Source organism: Minwuia sp., from assembly GCF_048007105.1.
Lineage (GTDB): Bacteria > Pseudomonadota > Alphaproteobacteria > Minwuiales > Minwuiaceae > Minwuia.
Window position 1 is genome coordinate 1,964,967 of the sequence record NZ_CP180352.1, and the last position, 19,550, is coordinate 1,984,516.

General features: G+C 65.1%; 15 protein-coding genes and 1 pseudogene. 9 read left to right on the top strand and 7 right to left on the bottom strand.

From position 1 onward, the window contains the following. Window positions 1–37: 37 nt before the first annotated feature. A complete protein-coding gene (locus tag ACMVY4_RS09510; RefSeq protein ID WP_416899917.1) occupies window positions 38–601 on the top strand; it encodes a hypothetical protein in 564 nt (187 codons plus the stop codon). Window positions 602–660: 59 nt separating this feature from the next. Next, a complete protein-coding gene (locus ACMVY4_RS09515) occupies window positions 661–2,535 on the top strand; it encodes a hypothetical protein (RefSeq protein WP_416899918.1) in 1,875 nt (624 codons plus the stop codon). Between the two features lie 18 nt (window positions 2,536–2,553). Here ACMVY4_RS09515 and ACMVY4_RS09520 read toward each other — a convergent pair whose 3' ends face one another. Then, on the bottom strand, window positions 2,554–2,928 hold the full coding sequence (locus ACMVY4_RS09520) for a helix-turn-helix domain-containing protein (RefSeq protein ID WP_416899919.1): 375 nt from the start codon (window positions 2,926–2,928) through the stop codon (window positions 2,554–2,556). Window positions 2,929–3,101: 173 nt separating this feature from the next. On the opposite strand from ACMVY4_RS09520, the gene ACMVY4_RS09525 reads away from it, so the two are divergent. The 5 genes and pseudogenes from ACMVY4_RS09525 to ACMVY4_RS09545 all read left to right on the top strand — a co-directional run bounded on the left by ACMVY4_RS09525 (window position 3,102) and on the right by ACMVY4_RS09545 (window position 9,272). Continuing rightward, window positions 3,102–3,944: an outer membrane protein assembly factor BamD gene (locus ACMVY4_RS09525; protein WP_416899920.1), complete on the top strand. Its 843-nt coding sequence runs from the start codon at window positions 3,102–3,104 to the stop codon at window positions 3,942–3,944. A gap of 28 nt (window positions 3,945–3,972) precedes the next feature. Next, window positions 3,973–4,119 (top strand): annotated as a pseudogene (locus tag ACMVY4_RS09530) (AAA family ATPase); the annotation flags it as partial. 796 nt (window positions 4,120–4,915) lie between these two features. After that, complete coding sequence (locus ACMVY4_RS09535; RefSeq protein ID WP_416900393.1) at window positions 4,916–5,641, top strand: hypothetical protein; 726 nt, start codon at window positions 4,916–4,918, stop codon at window positions 5,639–5,641. Continuing rightward, the gene (gene ligA / locus ACMVY4_RS09540) at window positions 5,638–7,716 is read left to right on the top strand and encodes an NAD-dependent DNA ligase LigA (protein WP_416900290.1); all 2,079 of its coding nucleotides are present in this window, start codon (window positions 5,638–5,640) and stop codon (window positions 7,714–7,716) included. Before ACMVY4_RS09535 ends, ligA begins: the two co-directional genes overlap by 4 nt. A 626-nt stretch (window positions 7,717–8,342) precedes the next feature. After that, on the top strand, window positions 8,343–9,272 hold the full coding sequence (locus ACMVY4_RS09545; protein WP_416899921.1) for a bile acid:sodium symporter family protein: 930 nt from the start codon (window positions 8,343–8,345) through the stop codon (window positions 9,270–9,272). On the opposite strand, the gene ACMVY4_RS09550 is transcribed toward ACMVY4_RS09545, so the two are convergent. The 5 genes from ACMVY4_RS09550 to ACMVY4_RS09570 form a co-directional block, all read right to left on the bottom strand. Continuing rightward, a complete protein-coding gene (locus ACMVY4_RS09550; RefSeq protein ID WP_416899922.1) occupies window positions 9,273–10,919 on the bottom strand; it encodes a DUF6119 family protein in 1,647 nt (548 codons plus the stop codon). It lies immediately after the preceding gene. 86 nt (window positions 10,920–11,005) lie between these two features. After that, window positions 11,006–12,613, bottom strand: coding sequence for an acyl-CoA carboxylase subunit beta (locus ACMVY4_RS09555; RefSeq protein WP_416899923.1), 1,608 nt, complete (start codon window positions 12,611–12,613; stop codon window positions 11,006–11,008). Further along, window positions 12,613–13,122: an acetyl-CoA carboxylase biotin carboxyl carrier protein subunit gene (locus tag ACMVY4_RS09560; RefSeq protein ID WP_416899924.1), complete on the bottom strand. Its 510-nt coding sequence runs from the start codon at window positions 13,120–13,122 to the stop codon at window positions 12,613–12,615. Before ACMVY4_RS09560 ends, ACMVY4_RS09555 begins: the two co-directional genes overlap by 1 nt. Before the next feature lies 1 nt (window position 13,123). Next, window positions 13,124–14,596: an acetyl-CoA carboxylase biotin carboxylase subunit gene (locus tag ACMVY4_RS09565; protein ID WP_416899925.1), complete on the bottom strand. Its 1,473-nt coding sequence runs from the start codon at window positions 14,594–14,596 to the stop codon at window positions 13,124–13,126. Between the two features lie 13 nt (window positions 14,597–14,609). Beyond that, the gene (locus ACMVY4_RS09570; RefSeq protein WP_416899926.1) at window positions 14,610–15,320 is read right to left on the bottom strand and encodes a TetR/AcrR family transcriptional regulator; all 711 of its coding nucleotides are present in this window, start codon (window positions 15,318–15,320) and stop codon (window positions 14,610–14,612) included. Window positions 15,321–15,536: 216 nt separating this feature from the next. On the opposite strand from ACMVY4_RS09570, the gene ACMVY4_RS09575 reads away from it, so the two are divergent. Next, window positions 15,537–16,751, top strand: a complete 1,215-nt coding sequence (locus ACMVY4_RS09575) for an acyl-CoA dehydrogenase family protein (RefSeq protein ID WP_416899927.1) — start codon at window positions 15,537–15,539, stop codon at window positions 16,749–16,751. A 104-nt stretch (window positions 16,752–16,855) separates the two neighbouring features. Here ACMVY4_RS09575 and ACMVY4_RS09580 read toward each other — a convergent pair whose 3' ends face one another. Further along, complete coding sequence (locus ACMVY4_RS09580; RefSeq protein WP_416899928.1) at window positions 16,856–17,290, bottom strand: FKBP-type peptidyl-prolyl cis-trans isomerase; 435 nt, start codon at window positions 17,288–17,290, stop codon at window positions 16,856–16,858. 304 nt (window positions 17,291–17,594) lie between these two features. Here ACMVY4_RS09580 and ACMVY4_RS09585 point away from each other — a divergent pair, with 304 nt between their 5' ends. Beyond that, complete coding sequence (locus tag ACMVY4_RS09585; RefSeq protein WP_416899929.1) at window positions 17,595–19,547, top strand: methyltransferase domain-containing protein; 1,953 nt, start codon at window positions 17,595–17,597, stop codon at window positions 19,545–19,547. Window positions 19,548–19,550: the final 3 nt, after the last annotated feature.

Here is a 19,550-nt window from a genome sequence, read left to right on the forward strand (position 1 = left end):
TACGAATTTCGTACAAGTTCTGCGCGGGGGCCGGGGGATGTCGCGCTACACACTGACGTTGACTGGACTGCTGGTTGTCTTGGCGCTCGTGGTTTTCGTCGCCATCAACAGGCACGAACAGCGGCAACAGTCCGTAGACCTTGAACAACTGGTCCGGATGCTCGGCGACACCGTCAACGGCGTTGAAAAGAAGACCGCCGGGGATCCGTCCTTTCCCAATTTCAGACATGCGGATCTGGAGCTTCTTGTAGAGGATACGACGCAGTCCGAGGCGAGCGGCTCGCTCGTCGTCTTTTCTGGCGGCGCCGAATTCACCCAATCCACATCGACGCGCATCGTGTTGCGGCTGAAGCCGGCGGGCGCCCCCGTCAGCGAGATCGCGGACAGGCTTTCGGACAGGATCGTCGAGTCGGCGCGGCGCACCGTCACTGCTGCAGCCGGAGACTTCGAACTGTCAAGGCTGGAGGCCACGTGGAAACTGGTGCTCAGCGAGTCCTACAAGTCCGGTACGGAACTGAAGGCCGACGATATCGGCATTGCCGCCTCGACCCGCGCTGCCGGAACGACCGGCAACGCCATGACACTGGTCTTTTCCAAATGAGGCGACACAACCGCAAAGCTGCGGCAGTGGTTGCCGCGCTTTTGGCCACGGGGCCGGCGATGGCGGTTCCGGGCGATGGCGCGCACTGGCAGGACCGGTGCCCGGACTATTCGCCCGAATACGATTCCGACGACGTGATCAGCAACGTCCTGCGGGTGGAGGTGCATTTCCGGGACGATGATGACGGCAATCTGGTGCCGAAGGAGATTGGCACGGGCTTCGTCATTGACCGTACGGAAGGATTTGTCCTGACCGCGCTTCATACCCTGCAGGAACAGTCCATGCGAAACATCGCCTGCGGCGACCGCGGCATCCGGGAGGATCGGATCGAACGCATCGAGGCGTGGGGCAGCGACCTCCCGACAGCCTTCCAACTGACGACGGTCAAGCAGGCCTGGGATGGGTGCGCCGATGTCGGACTGCTGAAACTGTCGCAGGAGTCGCTGAACCTACTCAATCTGGACCGGAAACCGCCGATCGATCTGGCGTTCCAGCGGGCCGACCAGCCGCCGCCGCTCTGGACCGTCGGCTTCCGCAGGGATGTGTCGCCGCGGAAGGCGGTTCCGGAGACAACAGACCGACACAATTATCTGAAGTCGGATGCGCAGGGACCGATGTGCCGTGGCCGCAGCGACCACGTCTGTTGCTCGGTCTATTGCCTCAACTTCGATGCGGGCGAGCGCATCGTCGGAGGCTACAGCGGTTCGCCGCTCATCGGTCGTGGCAGCGCTGTCTACGGCATGATATTCCGCAGTATCGACCAGGGCGACGACAGCGGCTGGGCGCTGCCGATGTCGCTGATCCATGACTTCCTGCTCACCCGGGTGCAGGTCAGCGAAGCCCGGATCGCGGAGATCGCAGACCTGGTGAGGAACCCGGACCTCCGCCGGCTCCTGCGTGACCCGGGTGTCGTTTCCAATCTCGAATTGACCACGGCCTTCGGCGCCTTTCTCGAGGACCCGGACAAGTTCGGACTGAGCGAGGCGGATTTCGCCTGTCCGATGGCAGGCGTGGCCAAGGACCGCAAGCTCTACACACCGCTGTCCTCGGAACTGGCGCGGCGGGCGGACGACTATGACAGGACCCAGACAGCTGGGGTGACGGAAAGGGTTTTCTATCGCACACGGGCCCAGGCGGCGGCCCGTCGCGCGGCGTCAGCGCGCACTGACAAGAGGTTCTCGGAAGCCATCTATGAGTCCTTGCGGGCGGTCGATCTCTACCAGGCGTCCATCTCGTCCTACCTGAAGACCGAGAACGGCCCGCATTGGGTCAGCGCAATACAGGGAGCATTTCCCACCGATCAACCACAATATTGGAAGCCGGCGGCGGCTCCCGATGAGCAAGCACCGGACTGGAAACCGGTGGCGAGCAGCGTGGCGCGGGCCTATGGCGTCGACAACTGGACGCCGCAGGTCGCGCCGGGCCGAAGCGATGTCTTTGCCTCGCTGTTGAAGGAATATTCGGATGTCGCCTTGCAGCTGACCGATCTGGATCCGGGACTGGGCGGGGAGGGACTTCGGATCCGGGCGACGGCCGCGGCGGGCTGGGCCGTGCAGCTGGCGGAATCAAGGGAGATGAGGGCCAGGGCATTCGAAACCTATGGTTACGCGCTGGTTCAGGCCGGGCGGGCGCAGGATTCGCGGGCGGCATTCGCCGAGTCCCTGATCGCGATGATAGATGGCGATCCGGCGCCGGAACCGCCTTCGGGCGGCGCACTCAAGGTCTTCCTGCGGTTCAAGGAAGCGTCGGAACTCGCGGGATGGGACATCTACTACAATGCGGAAGACCTAATACCCGGGACGCAGACCTACAACGAACTGATCACGGCCAGCCGCGAGCCGATCTTTCCTGCGGGCGCCGAGATCGTAGCCGAACTCAACTCGGACCCGAAGCCCTGGGATTGGAACGCCGTGTCACCCTTTACGGCAAACTGACGCGGCCCTTCCGGGCCGTCAGCCCACCATTTCGCGGCGGGCTTCTTCCATGGCCAGTTCATCGCCATCGGCCAGTGCGCGCACCAGGGTGCTGATCGCCCCCTTCACGTTGCCGCTGGGCAGCCGGCTGAAGTTGCGGGCCAGTTCGATGGTGGTCCGGTTCGCGGCGCCGTGCTCGATCACGTCGGCGGGCGGCGCGGTCTCGAGCCCATCGAAGAAGTAGGCGATGTTGCAGCCCAGGCGCTGCGACATGGCGAACAATCTTCCGGCGCTGACGCGGTTGGCGCCCGTTTCGTATTTCTGCACCTGCTGATAGGAAATATCGAGCATCTGAGCCAGGTCGTGCTGGGTCATGCCCAGTTCGGCGCGGCGGCGGCGTATACGTTCACCCACATGCCGGTCAATGCTTCGGTCATCTCGCATTTGGTGACTCCGTCTCGGTTTGGACCTCAAATCGTGACACCGATTGCCAAGCACGCCCGGCTGGCCTCACAAGTTGACAGGAACTTCAAGGCACGTGCCGCCCGCCGCTTGATTTCCCACGGACGCCGTGAGAGTTATCCGCCATGACATCGGTCCGGTATCTGTTGCGCGCTCTGCGCGTCCCCGCGTTGGCGGCAATTCTGGCGCTGGCGCTTGTTGCCTGCGGCGAGGACGAGCCGGTCGTCCAGGCTCAGCCCGGATCGGAACCGCCGGTCGAGGTTCTCTACAATTCCGCCCTCGACGATCTGGTGGCGCAGGACTACGAGGTCGCGGCGGCGGGCTTCGACACAGTGGAGCGCCAGTATCCCTATTCGGTCTGGGCCACGAAGGCGCAGCTGATGGCGATCTTCGCCTACTACATGACCAACGAGTACGACCTGGCCATCGGCGCCGCGGAACGTTTCATCCGCCTGCATCCGGGCAGCAAGGAAGCGCCCTATGCGCACTACATGATCGCGATCTCGCACTACGAACAGATCGCCGACGTGAACCGCGATCAGGGCCGGACGCGCGAGGCGCTGGCCAAGCTGGAAGAGGTCATCCGCCGCTATCCGCGCTCGTCCTACGCCCAGGATGCGCAGGCCAAGCTGGCCCTGACCCAGGATCATCTTGCCGGCAAGCAGATGGCGGTTGGCCGCTACTATCTGGAGCGCGGCCACTATGTCGCCGCCATCAACCGCTTCCAGAACGTCGTCGAGGAATACCAGACCACCAGCCACACGCCGGAGGCGCTGCATCGGCTGGTGGAATCCTATCTCTCGCTGGGCGTCACGGACGAGGCCCAGGCGGTTGCTGCGGTGCTGGGCCACAACTATGCGCGCAGCCCGTGGTACCGCGACAGCTATGCCCTGCTGCAGGGGCAGGACCTGGAGCCCGAGGCCCGGGAAGGCTCGTGGATCTCGCGGGTCTGGAACAGCATTTTCTGAGCGCCCCGTTTTCTGAGATAAAGGGGCGATGCTCCGAGCGCTCTCGATTCGAGATATCGTTGTCTTCGACCGGCTGGACCTCGATCTGGCCGGCGGCCTCTGCGCGCTGACCGGCGAGACCGGCGCGGGCAAGTCCATCCTGCTCGATTGTCTCGGCCTGGCGACGGGTCAGCGCGCCGAAGGCCGTCTCGTGCGGCAGGGGGCGGAGAAGGGGCAGGTCATCGCCGATTTCAATGCGCCGGCCGACCATCCCGTCTGGACCCTGCTGAAGGACCAGGACATCGATGCCCATGGCGAGATCATCATCCGCCGCACGCTGAACGCCGATGGCCGCAGCCGCGCCTTCGTCAACGACCAGCCGGTCAGCGTCGGCTTCCTGGCCGAGGTCGGTCAGTCGCTCGTCGAGGTGCACGGGCAGGCGGCCGAGGTCGGGCTGCTGAACCCGGCCAATCACCGCGCCATTCTGGACCAGTTCGCCGGCAATGCTGCGCTCCTGAAGGCGGTCGCTCGGGCGCACGCGGACTGGCAGGCGGCCGCGCGGATTCTGGGCGAGCGGCGCGACGCCATCGAGACCGCGCGCCGGGAGGAGGACTTCCTGCGGCATGCCGTCGGCGAACTGGACGAACTGGACGCGCAGGAGGGCGAAGAGGAGTCGCTCGGTGAACGCCGGGGCTTCCTGATGCAGGTGGAGAAGATCGCCGAAGCGGTCTCGGACGCCGTGGATGCGCTGGAGGGCGACGGCGGCGTCGCATCCCGTTTGCGCAGTGCGGGGCGGGCCCTGGACCGTGTCCGCGCCCATGCGGGGGAACGGTTGAATGCGGCGCTGGAGGCGCTGGAGCGGGCCGCGGTCGAGGCGGACGAGGCCGCCAATGCCATCAATGCCGTCAGTTCCGATCTGGACGTGACGCCCGGCGAACTTGCCGAGGTCGACGAGCGGCTGTTCGCGCTGAAGGGCATGGCCCGAAAGCACCGTGTCGAAATCCCACGATCTGCCGCGTCTGGCCGAAGAGATGCGCCAGCGTCTGGCCGCCATCGACGGGGGCGAACAGGATCTGAAGCGGCTGGAGGCCGAGGCGGCGGAGAAGCGCGGAGCCTACGAGGCCGCCGCGCGGAAGCTGACCGAGGCGCGGCAGGCGGCGGCGGAACGTCTGGACGCCGAAGTCCGCGGCGAGCTGGAGCCGCTGCGCATGGGCGGCGCGCGCTTCATCACCCGCGTCACGGCCCAGCCGGAGACCCAGTGGGGCGAGAACGGTGCCGACCGTATCGCCTTCGAGGTCGCGACCAATCCCGGCGCCACGCCCGGCCCGATCGCGAAGATCGCCTCGGGCGGCGAGCTCTCGCGCTTCATGCTGGCGCTGAAGGTGGTGTTGGCCGAGGTCGGGGAGACGCCGGTGCTGGTCTTCGACGAGGTCGACCGCGGCGTCGGCGGCGCGACGGCCGATGCGGTGGGCGAGCGGCTGCAGGGCCTTGCCCGGCAGTTCCAGGTGCTCGTCGTCACCCACTCGCCACAGGTCGCGGCCCGCGCCGGTCACCAGTGGCTGATCGCCAAGCAGATCGGCGAGAGCGCCACCACGACTGTCACGGAACTGGTGGAGGATGCCCGCCGAGAAGAGATCGCCCGCATGCTCTCGGGCGCGGAAATCACCGGCGAGGCGCGCGCCGCCGCCGACCGGCTGCTGGAAGGACAGATGGCATGAGCGACACGCCCGAGGCGGCGCGGGACGAGCACGCGAAGCTGGTCGCGGAAATCCGCGAGCATGACCGCCGCTATCACGGGGAGGACGCGCCGACCATCTCGGATGCCGACTACGACGCGCTGCGCAGGAAGCTTCTGGCGCTGGAAGCCGAGCATCCGGAACTGGTGACCGAGGACAGCCCGAGCCAGACCGTCGGCGCCGCGCCCGCTTCCGGCTTCGGCAAGGTGCTGCACGCCCGGCCCATGCTCTCGCTCGGCAATGCCTTCTCGGAAGAGGACGTGGCCGATTTCACCGGCCGTATCCGGCGTTTCCTCAATCTGGGCGAGGACGAGGAGATCGCCATCAATGCCGAGCCCAAGATCGACGGGCTCTCGGCCTCGCTCCGCTACGAGAAGGGGAAGTTCGTGCTTGGCGCGACGCGCGGCGACGGGCGCGAGGGCGAGAACGTCACCGCGAACCTGAAGACCGTCGGCGACATCCCCGAGACGCTGCCCGAGGGCGTGCCGGAGGTCTTCGAGGTGCGCGGCGAGGTCTACATGTCCAAGACCGCCTTCCGCGCGCTGAACGAGGCGCAGGCGGCGGCGGAAAAGCAGATCTACGCCAATCCCCGCAACGCCGCTGCCGGCTCGCTGCGCCAGCTCGACGCTTCCATAACCGCGACCCGGAAGCTGAGCTTCTTCGCCTACAGCTGGGGCGAGGTCTCGGCCCTGCCGGCCGAGACGCAGTCCGGCGTGCTGAAGGCGTTCGAGGACTGGGGCTTCACCGTCAATCCGCTGACCCGGCTCTGCCGCAGCGTCGATGAGATCATGTCGCTCTACCGAGAGATCGAGGCCGAGCGGGGCGAACTGGACTACGACATCGACGGCGTCGTCTACAAGGTCGACCGCCTCGACTGGCAGGACCGGCTCGGTTACGTCAGCCGCAGCCCGCGCTTCGCCATCGCTCACAAGTTCCCCGCTGAGAAGGCGATGACTGTGCTGAACGGCATCGACATCCAGGTCGGGCGCACCGGCTCGCTGACGCCTGTCGCGCGGCTGGAGCCGGTCACGGTCGGCGGCGTCGTCGTCTCCAACGCGACCCTGCACAACGAGGACGAGATCGCGCGGAAGGACATCCGCATCGGCGACACGGTGATCGTGCAGCGCGCCGGAGACGTGATCCCCCAGATCCTCGGCTTCCTGCCCGAGAAGCGCCCGCCGGATTCGAAGCCGTTCGAATTCCCCGAAGTATGCCCGGCCTGCGGCAGCCATGCCGTCCGCGATGTCCGCGAATCGGGCGAGATGGATGTCCGCCGGCGCTGCACCGGCGGCCTGATCTGTCCGGCACAGGCGGTGGAGCGGCTGAAGCACTTTGTTTCCCGCAACGGCTTCGACATCGAGGGGCTCGGCGCGAAGCAGATCGAGATGTTTTACGAGACCGGCGAGGTGATGGCGCCCGCCGACATCTTCACGCTGAAGGCCCGCAACGACCGCCTGAAGCTGGAGGAGCGCGAGGGCTTCGGCGAGCTGTCGGTGAAGAACCTGTTCGACGCCATCGACGAGCGCCGGAAGATCGGCATGGACCGGTTCCTGAACGCGCTCGGCATCCGCAATATCGGCCAGCAGACCGCGCGCGTGCTGGCGGCGAACTACCTCTCCCTCGACGCCCTGCTGTCCGTCGCGCGCAAGGCCGCCGAAGAGGGGCCGGAGAGCGAGGCCTGGGCGGAACTGACCAACATCGACGGCATCGGCAACACGGCGGTCTCTGCGCTGACGGAGTTTCTGGCAGAGCCGCACAATGCCGACGTGCTGGAACGGCTGCTGGCCGAGGTCGAGGTGCAGGACTTCGACGCCCCGGCGCAGGATTCCCCCGTCGCCGGCAAGACCGTGGTCTTCACCGGCACGCTGGAGGCCATGACCCGCGACGAGGCCAAGGCCCGCGCCGAGGCGCTGGGTGCGAAGGTCTCCGGCTCGGTGTCGAAGAAGACCGACTACGTCGTCGCCGGCCCCGGCGCCGGATCGAAGGCGAAGAAGGCCGCCGACCTCGGTATCGCAACGCTCACCGAACAGGAATGGCTGGAGCTGATCGGGGGGTAGGGAAACCGTTGCCCCTCCCTGCCGCCCCCGGGCCTGACCCGGGGGCCTCACGGTTCAACCGCCGCGGTGGTTGCAAGGTCAGGTCCCCGGGTCAAGCCCGGGGACAGCAGGTATGAGACGGGCTGATTCCAGAGCCTCCCCCTGGCAGGGGGAGGCCGGCGCGCAGCGGCGGGTGGGGGTCGGCTGCTCCGGTGGAAGAATGGCGAGTGCCTGAGCTGCTCCCACCCCCACCCAACCTTCCCCCTCGGAGGGGGAAGGCCATCAGGGGACGGCAGGATTGACCGCGTCCCGGGCTTGACCTGCGGGACCCATGCCTGAGCGGACATGGCCACACCGCGGCTGCGGCAAGGCTCGGGAATGGGTCCTGGATTGAATCCAGGACGCGCCAGTGAACGGCAGGCAGCCGCGGCGCCCGCCTCTCCACCATCGTCACCGCGGCCCCCCGATCAAGTCGGGGACAAGCATTGAGCCGGGGTCCGGATGGGCGGTGCCGCCAGCCGCGGTGTCTGCGACGAACCTGCAGCCCGGATGCCGGGTCAGGCCCGGCATGACGGCGTAGCCGGGCGTCGTGGCCGCAGCCTCTTCATCTCCACCGCGGCCTGAGCGGATGCCCCGGCCCCCTGCCCGTGACACTATGGGCAGGCGCGAATCGTTCGCAGGCGAGGGGGAGAGGAATGGGACAGATCCTGGTCGATGTGGTGCTGCCGCTGTCGCTGGCCTTCATCATGTTCAGCCTGGGTATCGGGCTGACCTTCGCCGATTTCGCCCGCGTGCTGGTGCAGCCGAAGGCCTTCGCGCTGGGCGCGGTGAACCAGCTGATCCTGCTGCCCGTCGTCGCCTATGCGATCGTCCTGATCTTCGGCTTCGAGGGGCCGATCGCGGTCGGCTTCATGCTGCTGAGCTTCCTGCCCGGCGGCATCACCTCCAACGTGCTGGCGAAGTATGCCAAGGGCGACGTGGCGCTGTCGGTGACGCTGACCGCCGTGATCAGCCTGGTGGTGATCGTCACCGTGCCGCTGCTGGTCGCCTGGGCCGTCGGGCACTTTCAGGGCGAGACCGTCGCCGCCGAGATCCCCGTCGCCGATCTGGCGGTGAAGATCTTCCTGCTGACCACGGTGCCGGTGCTGATCGGGCTCGCCGTGCGGCGGCTGGCGCCGGGCTGGTCGGTCCGCGCCGAGCCCTGGATCAGCCGCATCGCCAATGTGCTGTTCGCCATCGTCGTGGTGCAGGCCTTCATCGCCAACTGGTCCACGGTCGAGGCGCAGCTTGCCAGCCTCGGCCCGGGCCTCGCCGTGCTGACGGTGGTGCTGCTGGCGCTTGGCTGGTTCAGCGCAAGGCTGCTCGGCTTCGATGCGCAGGTCGCCGCCACCATCGCCGTCGAGACGGGACTGCAGAACGTGCTGCTCGGCCTGACCGTCGCCGCGGCGCTGGCCGGCTACATCGCGGTGGACAGCGTCGATGGCTACGCCCTCTACGCCCTGCCCGCCGGGGTCTATGCGCTGACCATGTACATCCTGATCGCGCCGTTCATCCTGTGGAGAAGGCTTGGCTCATAGCTATGCTGGAGCCGGAAGCGTAATGAATCTAAGCCTCACATTGTAATCCATTGCTCTCATTCTTCTGGCTTCTTCGCGCAATGATACCTTCGAAAAAAAGGGAATATTGAATGAGCCGTTCTCTCTTGGAGTGTCGGCAATCCAGAATTCTATAGTCCAGCGATTTTCGGTGCTCCGAACCGCATCTTCCATCTGAGCCGCGGCATCCAGTCCATTTCTTTCTCTGATCGAGTTTGTGACATGCTCCCAGATTGCCGGTGATGTGCGGCAAAACTGTGCAGAATTAGATCCTTGTTTGAAAAAATGACTTAGTATTGTCGATTTCCTTGAGCTTTTTTTGACATGAATCAGCCTCTTGTTCGCAATATCTAAAATATCACACAGTTCAAATCTTGAGTTAACCGCCTCCGGAACCGGCACCAGAATTCGATCCATGCAAATATAGCCCAGCTGCGCGGATACTCTCTGATTGAATTCTTCCTCGCGCTCATAGGTGCCCTTAGCCCTGCCGGTTTCATAAAATCTGACAAATGGCCCTGGGTATGGAGTCCACTCTTCATCGACAATATCTTCAAAGTGGGAATCGACACTTTGCCTAAATTGAGCGTCAACCCTAAACCATTGACCTTCGTTTATGGAATAAAGTCCACCAAGAAAGGACACAGAGCCGACAATTGATTTATATATAGACCACGCTTGTATGGGGCGATTTCCTTCAAAAGAAACCGAATGAATTCGGTGTTTTTTTAAATCTTGAAGATTTAAATCCGTTAGGCGATCGCCAAGCCCACGTCTGTAATTTTCAATTACCAAATCTGGAAAGGCGCCTCGCTCCCCGATTCCGGAGAATTTGTATGATACGCTGTCGTCAAGATACTCGGCAGGCAATCCAAGTTCGAAATTTTCAGTCCCTCCAATCACATGATCCACCAAAATCTCATCGAGATTTTTTTGAATCAAGGGATCAGGAACTGGCTGTACGAGGTCAATCACCTGGAAACTTGTGCTACGATAACGATGAGATCCAAAGGCGGTCAAAGCTCGTTCGGCGATTTCTGGTAAATCAGTCAGTGCAAAGTCACCAGAGAATTTTAGCGATTTGGCTCCACTTACCGCATCTTCTTCCAAATTTTCTTGGGCTTTTCCGGAAACACGCTTGATGTGGTCGAGAGCCTCATCAAATCCAAAATTGTCAAAAGAGCGCCGGAAAGGAGACTTGGCGCTATCTTGCATTGCACTGCCAAGATTTGAGCGGTCAAGCTCTTTGAGTTTCGTGTCATCCAGCGTATTTATCGCTACTCTTAACCCAAAGTCGCCAACAACAACGTCATCGTTCAGGTACATCCAGCCGTAGGAAAACGAAGATACAAAAATTCGACCTGATGCTTCAAAGGCAAGCAATCCAGCCGCAGAGCGTGTGGTCAAGTCGACGCGGATACCAAAAGTATTGTGAACATTCTTCAGCCAGTCCGGAATTTTCGGCGGCCCCGTGAAGATGAACAGTTCCGACCTGTCGCCAAAGTCCTGTATCTCATGACGATTCCCAATTCCGCTTTCGAGTTGATTTAGTGCGGTCTCAGAAAGTACATCGGATAATAAAGCTGTCTCCGGAGTAGTCAGATACAATGTGAAGCTCTTGTTGGGCATCTCGTTCACCACCGGGCCACCAACGAGCTACCATTATGGGCTCATTTGAGATGCATGATTCAACTCAAAATTGTCAAAAGCCCCTCTTAGAACCGGAACACCCCATACCCCGGATCGCCGAGCGGGGCGTTGAGGCTCGCTGTGATGGCCATACCCAGCGCGTTTCTTGTGTCGGCGGGGTCGATGATGCCGTCGTCCCAGATCTCGGAGGTCGCGTAGTAGGCCGAGAGCTGTTCCAGATAGGCCGAGCCGGTTTCCTCGCGCAGCTTCTGCACCACGGCCTCGTCGACTTCCTCGCCATTGCGGCGCATCTGGGCGGCCTTCACGTCGGCGAGGGTGTTCACCGCCTGCTCGCCGCCCATCACGCCGATCTGGTGGTTGGGCCAGGAAAACAGGAAGCGTGAATCGAAGGCGCGGCCGCACATGCCGTAATTGCCGGCGCCGAAGGAGCCGTGGCACATGACGGTGAATTTCGGCACCCGGCTGCAGGCCTGGGCCATGATCATCTTGGCCCCGTCCTTGGTGATGCCCTTCTGTTCGTAGTCGCGGCCGATCATGTAGCCGGTGATGTTCTGCAGGAAGACCAGCGGCGTGTTGTTCTGGTTGCAGAGTTCGATGAAGTGGGCGCCCTTCAGCGCGCTGTCGTTGAACAGCACGCCGTTGTTGGCGAGGATCCCGACCTTCCAGCCCCAGATGTTGGCGTAGCCGCAGACCAGCGTGGTGCCGTAGTTCGGCTGGTATTCGTGGAAGCGGCTGCCGTCGGCGATGCGGGCGATGACCTCCCGCATGTCGAAGCCCTTCTTGATGTCGTCGGGCAGCACGCCATAGAGCTCTTCCGGGTCGTAGTAGGGGGCTTCCGGCTCGTCGCGCTGGCAGTCCCACTTCTTCGGGCGGTCCCACTGGCCGACGATCTCGCGGCCGATGGCGATGGCCTCGTCCTCGCTGGAGGCGGGGTAGTCGCAGACGCCGCTGACGGTGGTGTGCATGTCCGCGCCGCCCAGTTCCTCGACGCCGACCTCCTCGCCGGTGGCGGCCTTCACCAGCGGCGGGCCGCCCAGGAAGACCGCGCCGGTGCCGCGGGTGATGACGTTGTAGTCGCTGAGCGCCGGGATGTAGGCGCCGCCCGCCGTGCACTGGCCGAAGACCAGGCTGAGTTGCTTCACACCCATCTTCGAAAGCTGGCACTGGTTGCGGAAGATGCGGCCGGCCATGTGCTTGTCGGGGAAGACCTCCGACTGCATGGGCAGGAAGCCGCCGGCCGAGTCGCAGAGATGCACGACGGGCAGGCGGTTCTCGATGGCGATCTCCAGGCAACGGACGATCTTCTTCACCGACAGCGGGTACCAGGCCCCGCCCTTGATGGAGCTGTCGTCGGCATGGATGATCACCTCGCGGCCCGAGACGATGCCGATGCCGGTGATGATCGATGCGCCGGGGCTCTCGCCGCCATAGGCCATGTTGCCGGCGAGCGAAGAGAGCTCCAGGAAGGGCGTGCCGGGGTCGAGCAGCTTCTCGACGCGGGCGCGTGGCATCTGCTTGCCCTGCTTTTCCAGCCGCTGCACGTCGCGCTCCGGGCGGACGTGGCGGGCCTTGTCCTGCTTCTCGCGGAGTTCTGCGGCCAAGGCGCGGTTGTGCGCCTCGTTGGCGCGGAAGGTCGGGTCGCTGGTCGACAGCGCGGACTGGATGCGGCGCATCAGCGGATCTCCTCTTCTACCGGCTCCAGGCGGGCGACGGCGGCGTCCTTGCCGAAGGTGTCGCCGGGGCCGACCAGCAGCTCGGCCACCACGCCGTCGCGCGGCGCGGCGAGGTTGGTCTGCAGCTTCATGCTCTCGATGGTCAGCACGGTGTCGCCGCGCTTCACGGCCTCGCCCGGCCCCTTCACGATCTCGATGACCGAGCCGGGCATGGGCGCGCGGATCTCGTCGGCTGCGGCGCCGCTGTCCTGGGCGGCGGCGATCGGGTCCTCCACCGCGGCGGTGAGCGTTGCGCCGTGCCCGCGCAGGAAGACTTGCTCGAAGCCGGAGGCGCGGGCGAAATCGACCGCCTCGCCGTCGATCTCGGCGCTGAAGACTTCGTCGCCTTCCTCGGAGAACAGCTCGACCTTCCTTCTCGCCCCGTTGATGGAGACGATGACATGGTCGCGGTGGCGTTCGACGATGCGCGTCTCGTAGCGCTCGCCGTCGATGATCACGGTATGCGGCATGTCAGTTCCTCCACCCGCCCATGAAGCCGTAGGGCGTCGGGCAGCCGTTGAGCTCCTCCAGGAAGCCGTGGTTCGAGAACAGCGCGGCGACGACTGCGCCCTCCAGTACGGCCGGATCGATGCCGGGCCGCTTCAGGGCCTCGGCGTGCTCGGCGACGAAGCCGGTGTGCAGCCGACCGCCGACGAAGGCCGTGTGCGCGATGACGCGGGCGAGGTAGTCGGTGTTGGTGCCGACGCCCAGCAGTGTCAGCGCCTCCAGCGCGGCGACCATGCGCTCGGCGGCCTCGTCGCGGCCGGCGCCGTGCACGACCAGCTTGGCCAGCATCGGGTCGAAGTCGGTGGTGACGTCCTGGCCCTCGGTCAGGCCGTTCTCGAAGCGGATGCCGTCGCCTTCGGGCGCGGCCAGAAGAAGGATCCGGCCCGTCTCGGGCAGGAAGTCGTTCTCGGGATCCTCGGCGCAGATGCGGCACTCGATGGCGTGACCGCTGATGGCGATGTCGTCCTGGTTCAGCGGCAGCCCCTCGCCGGCGGCGATGCGCAGCTGCTGTTCGACCAGATCGACGCCGGTGATCATCTCGGTGACCGGATGCTCCACCTGCAGGCGGGTATTCATCTCCAGGAAGTAGAAGGCGCCGTCGGGGGCGAGAATGAACTCGACCGTGCCGGCATTGGCGTAGTTCGCCGCCGCCGCCAGCCGCACCGCCGCGGCGCAGATCTCGTCGCGCAGGGCAGGGGGCAGGTTCGCTGCCGGGGCCTCCTCGACGATCTTCTGGAAGCGGCGCTGGATCGAGCATTCGCGCTCGTAGAGGTGGATGACGTTGCCCGCGCCATCGCCCAGAACCTGCACCTCGATATGGCGGGGCTGCTCGACATAGCGTTCGGCATAGACCCGGCCGTCGGCGAAATAGCGTTCGGCCTCGGACGACGCCGTCTTCGCCTTCTCCGCCAGTTCGGCGGCTTCGCGGACAATGGACATGCCCTTGCCGCCGCCGCCCGCGCTGGCCTTCACCAGCAGCGGGAAGCCGATCTTCGCGGCCTCGGCGACGAAGGCGTCGATATCGCCGGTCGGCAGCACCGACGGCGCGACGGGCACGCCGTGCTGCTCCGCGAAGTTGCGGCTCTCGATCTTGTCGCCCATCAGGCGGATGGCTTCGGTGTTCGGCCCGACGAAGGCGAGCCCCGCCGCCGCGACCGCCTCGGCGAACTTCGCGTTCTCCGACAGGAAGCCATAGCCCGGATGGACCGCCTCGGCGCCGGTCTCTTTCGCGATACGGATGATCTGCTCCGCATCGAGATGCGCGGCGACGGGCGTCGCGCCGGTGATCTCCACGGCATGGTCGACTGCGCCGACATGGGCCGACAGGCGGTCGGCGTGGTGATAGATGCCGACGCTCTCGATCCCCATGCGGTCGAGCGTCTTGGCGACGCGGCAGGCGATCTCGCCGCGATTGGCGATCAGGACCTTCGTGAACATGAACCCTCCCCGGTCATGCAGTGTCTCCCCGTGCTGCAGTATCCAGCCTGTCGGCCACGGTTTCCAGCCGGCTGACCACGGCGGCCAGTCCGGACGTTGCGGGCGGCCGGGCCGCGATGCCGGCGAAGACCATCTCCGACAGCTGCGCCGCGACCGCCTCGTGATCGAAGCTGCCGCGCTCGGCCAGATAGCCGGTCACCCGGTGCTCGATGCCGCCGAAGATCACGTCGCGGACGAGCGGCGGCGAGATGTCGGCGCGTATGTCGCCCAGCGCCATCCCGGTCTGCAGGATCTCCAGCAGGACGCGGGTGTAGTCGCGGTTGATGCGGTAGAGCTCGGTGGCGTAGTAGTCAGGTGCGCTGCGCACCTCGGAATAGAACAGGCGGCAGAGATCGGGATTCTCCCGGATCGACTTGAGATGCTGCCAGATGACGACATGCAGCCGGGCGCGCGTGCCCTCGACGCCCTCCAGCTTGGCGATGAAGTCGTCGATCATGCCGCGGTACCAGGCCGCCAGGATGGTGTGCAGCAGTTCGCGCTTGTTGGCGTAGAACTTGTAGATCGCGCCCTCGGACACGCCGGCCCGCCGCGCGATCTCGCTGATCGGCGCATCGTTGAAGCCGTGCTGCGCGAAGACGGTCCGCGCGGCGGACTCGATCTCCCGCATGCGCGCCTCGCGCGGCATCCGCACATAGCTTCTCTTCTCTGCCGCCGACGCGGCCATCGCCGTTCCTCCGCCGGGGCATGTGCCCCCATCAACCCAAAGTGAGCGATACTCACTTCAAATGTCAACCTGCATTGCAGGAGACAAGGCGGCGTCTTTCGTTCGAGCGAGTGGACAATGTGAGCGATGCTCACTACTCTTCGGCGGGAATGCAGCCGGAAATTCGGCTAGGCTGCGGCAGGCGGCCGGAAGCCGCGCGCATGGGGAGGACCTGCGATGCCCGATACCGACCAGATGCTGCGCAACGACGCGGCGCGCCCCTTCGATCTTTCGCCCGAACAGCGGGAGATCCTCGACCAGGCGGACCGTTTCGGCCGCAATGAGCTCTATCCGCTGGCCGAGCGCATGGACAACGAGGAATGGTGGCCGGAAGAGGCCTTCCCGAAGATCGGCGCACAGGGCTTCTTCGGCATTACCGTCGCCGAGGAGTATGGCGGCCTGGGTCAGGACCTGGTCACGGCGGGCATCGTGCTGCAGGCCTTCAGCCGCTGGAACCATGCGCTGGCGCTCAGCGTCGTCGCCCATGACAACCTCTGCATGAACAACATCTACCGCAACGCCAACGACCATCTGCGGCGGAAGTACCTGCCGGATCTCTGCTCGGGCAAGAAGGTCGGCGCGCTGGGGCTGACCGAGCCGGGCGCGGGCTCGGACGCGCTGGGTTCGATGCGGACGACGGCGAAGCGCGACGGCGACCATTACGTTCTCAACGGCTCGAAGATCTACATCACGAACGGGGCAGTGGCGGACACGCTGCTGGTCTATGCCAAGACCAACCCGGACGCCGGCGCCAAGGGCATCTCGGCCTTCATCGTCGAGAAGGACTTTCCCGGCTTCAAGGTCGCGCAGAAGCTGACCAAGATGGGCTATCGCGGCAGCCAGACCGCCGAGCTGGTCTTCGAGGACTGCCGCGTGCCGGCCGAGAATCTGGTTGGCGAGGAGAACAGGGGCGTCGCCGTGGTCATGAGCGGCCTCGACCTGGAGCGCGCCATGATCTCGCCGATCTGTCTCGGCGTCGCGGAGCGGGCGCTGGAGATCTCGCTGGAATACGCGCAGACGCGCCAGCAGTTCGGCAAGCCGATCGGCTCGTTCCAGATGGTGCAGTCGATGCTGGCCGAGATGTATGTCTCGGTCGAAAGCATGCGCGCCTTCAACCTGAAGGTCCTGGCTGAGGCGGCGGAGATGGAAGTCGGCGCCGGCGGGCGCGGCAACATCCACGCGATGACCGCGGCTTCGGTGATGTACTGCGCCAACGCCTGCCACGACGTGCTCGACCGCGGCATCCAGGTGCATGGCGGCGCCGGCTACATCTGGGAATCCGAGATGAACCGGCTCTACCGCTCGATCAAGCTGCTCGAGATCGGCGCCGGCACCACCGAGGTGCGCAAGATGATCATCGCCGGCGAACTGCTGAAGGGCATGGGCGGCTGAGGACTGTGCTGTCCCCGGGCTTGACCCGGGGACCTCACGGATGAACCGCCCCGGCGGTGGACGGCCAAGGCCCCCGGGTCGAGCCCGGGGGCGTCAGGAATAGATCAGGCCGCCTTCAGTTCGACCAGTTCCAGATCGAAGGTGAGTTCCTTGCCGGCCAGCGGATGGTTGGCGTCGAGCACGACGACGTTGTCGTCGAATTCCATCACCGAGAACCGGATCGGGTTCTGGTTCTGGTCCATCGCCTGAAGCTCCATGCCGACCTGCAGGTCGATGCTCTCCGGCACCTGCTCGCGGGCGACCTTGTGGATCAGTTCCGGATTGTGTGCGCCATAGGCCTCATCGGCCGGCAGCGTCACGGTCTTCTTCTCGCCGACTTCCATGCCTTCGACCGCGGTCTCGAAGCCCGGGATCACGCGGCCTTCGCCCAGCGTGATCTCCAGCGGCTCGCGGCCTTGGGAGGAATCGAACTGCGAACCGTCGTCCAGACGGCCCTCGTAATGCACAAGAACGGTGTCGCCCTTGGAGGCCTGTGTCATCTCATGTCCTTTCGGCGATTTTTTCCCGGGGTTCCCGGCCGCGCGCCGGGTCATGCGTCATGCGCTGCGCCGGTCGGGTCCATCCCGAGGAGCCAAGCGATATGGCTCAGGCGTGCGCCACCCCTGTGATCCCGTAAACCTAAGGGCCCCGACCGGGCTGTCAACCGGGCGCCCCTGACGAGGTGGCCGCAGGCCGCGACATCCCGCTTGCGCGCGCCGCAAATGGGCGTATAGGCGATTGTGAAGCTGCACGGACCTCATCGCTCACGGCAGCCGTTCCTCGAGCGCTCCGGAGACATGTCCCGTGACAGAGATTTTGCCCGTTCCTCCCGCCCAGACGCAGCGGCGCGCCCGGCAGAATGCCCGGGCGTTCCTCGGCCCCATCGCCGATCTTGAAAGCCACCTGCCGGCCGAATGGTGGCGCGATCTCTTCGATGAACTCTACCTGAAGTCCGACGGCGATGTGGTCGAGAATGCCGAACTGACGCGGGTCGAGATCGACCGGCTGATCGAGGCGACGGCGGTCACGCCGAAGGATCGTGTCCTCGACGTCTGCTGCGGTCAGGGGCGTCACTCGCTGGAGCTGGCGCGGCGTGGCTTCCGCCAGGTCCGTGGTATCGACCGGTCCCGATATCTGATCCGGCTGGCCCGCCAGCGTTCGGAGGCGGCGAAGATGCCGGTAGAGTTCAACGAGGGTGACGCCCGCGTGCTGCGGGTGCCCGAGATGGCCCACGACCTTGTCATGCTGATGGGCAACTCGTTCGGCTATTTCGCCAGCGAGGACGACGATCTGAAGGTGCTGAAGCGGACGCTGCGCGCGCTGGCGCCGGGCGGCCGGATCTATCTCGATCTCACCGACGGCGACTGGATGCGCGAGAACTTCGAGCGGCGGTCCTGGGAATGGATCGACCAGCACCACTTCGTCTGCCGCGAACGCAGCCTGTCGGCTGACGGCTCCCGGCTCATCAGCCGCGAGGTCTTCGTCCACGACGAGCGCGGCGTGATTGCGGACCAGTTCTACGCCGAACGGCTCTACAACCGGGCCTCCATCGGCAAGCTGCTGGAGCAGGCCGGGTTCCGCGACATCCGCTACCACGGCCGGCTTTCCGTCGACTCGTCGCGCAATCAGGATCTCGGGATGATGGCGCACCGGGAGATCGTCACCGCCGTCGCGCCCCGCCGCACGCCGAAACGCCGCAGTGCAGGCCGGACGCTGGAGGTGCTTGTGCTGATGGGCGATCCGGCGCTGCCCGATGAGGTGAAGCGCAATGGCCGCTTCAACGCCGAGGATCTGGCGACCGTGGCGAAGCTGAAGGACGCGCTGTCCGAACTGGACGGCTACAACTTCACCTATCTCGATAACCACACCAATCTGGACGCCAGTCTGGAGCGAAGCGCCGCCGGGATGGTGCTGAATCTCTGCGACGAGGGCTGGAACAACAATGCGCGGTTCGAGCTTCATGTCCCGGCCCGCCTCGACCTGCTCGGGCTGCCCTACAGCGGCGCCGGTCCGGCCTGCCTTGCCGCCTGCTATGACAAGGCGCTCGTGCGGGCGGTGGCGGCATCGATGGATATTCCGGTGCCGGCCGAGACCTTCCTCAGGGCCGGCGATCAGGCGGCGACGCTGCCCGGCATCTTCCCGGCGCTGCTGAAGCCCAATTTCGGCGACAACAGCGTTGGCATCGGCCGCGATGCCGTGGTCAGGAACACGGCGGAACTGATCCAGCGGATCGAGACGCTTCGGCGCGAGTTCGGCCAGACCCCGATCCTGATCCAGGAGTTCCTGACCGGGACGGAGTACACGGTCGGCCTGATCGGGAACCCGGCGCAGGGCTTCCACGTGCTGCCGGTCCTCGAGGTCGACTACGGCCGCCTGCCGGAAGGGTTACCGCGCATTCTGGGCTACGAGGCGAAGTTCGAGCCTGAGTCGCCCTACTGGAACGACATCGCCTATGTCGAGGCGGATCTGGAACCGGAGGCGCGCCAGGAACTGATCGGCCATGCCGAGCGGCTGTTCGAAAGGCTCGGCTGCCGCGACTATGCCCGCTTCGATTTCCGCGCCGGGGCAGACGGTCAGATCAAGCTGCTCGAAGCCAATCCGAATCCGGGCTGGTGCTGGGACGGCAAGATGAACCACGCCGCCGGCCTCGAGGGGCTGCGCTATGCGGAACTTCTGGAACTGATCGTCCGGGCCGCGGCCCAGCGGAACGGGGTCGAGACGCCCGACCGGCGCGTCAGGACACGCCGGGGGGCTTAATCG